The organism is Endozoicomonas sp. Z74, assembly GCF_057680865.1.
Genome location: NZ_JBLYZI010000207.1, coordinates 1 through 2,382, shown reverse-complemented (window position 1 = coordinate 2,382; position 2,382 = coordinate 1). Strand labels below are relative to the sequence as shown.

Annotated in this window: 4 protein-coding genes; all 4 read right to left on the bottom strand. The window is 39.9% G+C overall.

What is annotated here, in order from left to right; genetic code table 11:
* Window positions 1-142: 142 nt before the first annotated feature.
* On the bottom strand, window positions 143-559 hold the full coding sequence (locus ACNRUY_RS26225; protein ID WP_488114615.1) for a DUF6795 domain-containing protein: 417 nt from the start codon (window positions 557-559) through the stop codon (window positions 143-145).
* A 65-nt stretch (window positions 560-624) separates the two neighbouring features.
* On the bottom strand, window positions 625-1,089 hold the full coding sequence (locus ACNRUY_RS26220; RefSeq protein ID WP_488114614.1) for a DUF6795 domain-containing protein: 465 nt from the start codon (window positions 1,087-1,089) through the stop codon (window positions 625-627).
* A gap of 164 nt (window positions 1,090-1,253) precedes the next feature.
* Window positions 1,254-1,733, bottom strand: a complete 480-nt coding sequence (locus tag ACNRUY_RS26215) for a DUF6795 domain-containing protein (RefSeq protein ID WP_488114613.1) — start codon at window positions 1,731-1,733, stop codon at window positions 1,254-1,256.
* Between the two features lie 96 nt (window positions 1,734-1,829).
* Window positions 1,830-2,174 carry a hypothetical protein gene (locus ACNRUY_RS26210; protein ID WP_488114612.1) on the bottom strand — a complete coding sequence of 115 codons (345 nt, stop codon included), beginning with the start codon at window positions 2,172-2,174 and terminating at the stop codon, window positions 1,830-1,832.
* Between the last annotated feature and the right edge of the window lie 208 nt (window positions 2,175-2,382).

Genomic DNA, 2,382 nt, shown 5'->3' with positions numbered 1-2,382 from the left:
TGATTAGTATGAATCATAAGGGTTACCTTTTTACGATTTAGATTTCAGTGATTTCACCCTCTATCTAAATCGGTAACCCTTCCCTTTTTTGAAGAGGGAATTGTCAGATCAGATCTGAACTAATGCACATAAAATTATTCCTTTAATAATTCCAGGTGCAACGTGTCTCAATTAGCGTTGCATAAAACTCAATGAGCTTATCTTTGTTATTCAGTTCGCACTGTAATATTCCATCTACATTGCCAAACTCATTGTTTTCTTCTTTTGATCTTTTGGCTGCATAATAAATAGTTTGTTTTGTGTTATTTGCTTTGATTTGAACATGGATAATGGATCCAAATTCAAGAGGAAGAATCGAGCGTGCAATGGATCGCATATAGATTGCTGGTAGTTCAAATTCACCTCGATCGTTGGTTATTGTTTCATCGTATTTTTCACCAGCGTGGTACCAGTCTACAGGCCGGGTTACTTTCGCTCCGGCAACTAGCTTGCTGTTTTGAGTGACAGTGACTTTTACGGCCGATGCAACACAGGCTTTTCCGGCAACTATAATGGGCATAGCGACTCCTGACTGAGGTAATAGAGTCATTAAGAAAAAACAGGCTCCTAAAAATAGAGCGTTCATTATGGCTTTTGTCTGGTATGATCCAATTTTTCTGTTTTATTTAAAGGTGGTTCATTCCAGATACAGCGCGTATCTATCATTGATGCACCAAATCGTATAAGATTTTCTTCATCGTATAACTCGAACTTGAAATTTCCAGTAGCTCCACCAAACTCTGTATTGACTTCTTCGGATCGCTTTATGGCGTAAAATATGTCGTGCGTATCATTGTCTAGTGCAATCTGAATGTGTGTTGATGCAACAAACTCAAGCGGGAGAATAGTTCGTGTAATGGACCTCATATAAAGTGCTGGTAGCTCAAACTCACCCTGATCATTGGTTATTGTCTCATCGTATTCTTCACCAACATGATCCCACTCAACATGCCGGGTTACCTTCGCCCCGGCAACTGGCTTGCCATTTTGAGTGACAGTGACTATTACAGCCGATGCAACACAGGTTTTTCCAGCGTCTAGAATGGACATAGCAAACCCCGATGATGAAAACAGAGTGAATAATAAAAAAAAGAGTGCATACTGTCGCTTCATAGCCAGCCTATCACTACCGCCATTGTCACTTAAGTAATTTTGCCATCATTTCTGGTTTGGCTGACAACTTTGGCCGGTAAATCAGACATCAGTTTATCCCTTTAATAATTCCATTTGCATCGAGTTTTGATCATGGTTGCGCCAAATTCAACAAGCACTTCCTCATCATGAAGTTCGCATTTCAAAGCTGCTGTAACATTCCCAAATTCGACATTTTCCTGCTTTGAGCGTTTGAGGGCATAAAAAATACGATATTTTTCTTTGTTTAATTCGACTTCAATATGAGTGGAAGCAACGAACTCAAGGGGGAGAATAGTTCGTGTAATGGACCTCATATAGAGTGCTGGTAGCTCAAACTCACCTTGATCATTGGTTATTGTCTCATCGTATTCTTCACCAACATGATCCCACTCAGCATGCCGGGTTACCTTCGCACCGACAACGGGTACCCCATCTTGTGTGACAGTGACTCTTACGGTCGATGCAATACAGGATTTTCCGATATCTGAAATGGACATGGCATACCAAATTGAAGAGTAGAGAATGAAGAGCAGAGTACAAAGCGTATGAAGTAATTTCATTGTTGAACAGCACCATAGCTACTTCCCAAAAAAATTGCTACTGTGGTCAGTGTTGCCTTCTTATCATGAGAAGGCAACACTGACCATCCTAGCTACCTAAAGGGCTCGGCCTTCAGCTAATACCTCGCTTAATGCCTTTTGAGCAAGATTGTTGACTTTTTGAGCAAGTTGGCTTAATAGATTTCTAATGCTGTTTTTATTCAGTTCATCTTTTGAGTATTTTTTTTGGATACCAAGAAATTGAGATATTCTTCTCATTAAATGTACGACCCAATTAGAAAGATGCTGGTCGATAAAGATCCCCTTATGTAATATGTAAGCAAGTTGGTCCATTAATGTTGAGGTCGCTCCTGAAATAATTTCCCAGCTTGTTTTAATCACCGAAAAACACTTTTCGACAACAAATATCAAAGAGTAATGAAGCCACTTGATTGAACTCATTGTTGTACCGGTAAAGCTATAACTTTGTAACCATTGCTTAATGCTTGACTCTGAAGGTATATCAGTACGCTGGCTAGCTAGGGAAGGTGCGAACAACCCCAGCTATTTGATAAATTCATCTTTTGGGATCGCAAAAGCAGCCTAGCCCCTGCAATTTTTGGTGGATAATCCACCAAAAACTTACTTGAAAGTGGCAGGGTTTAACCAC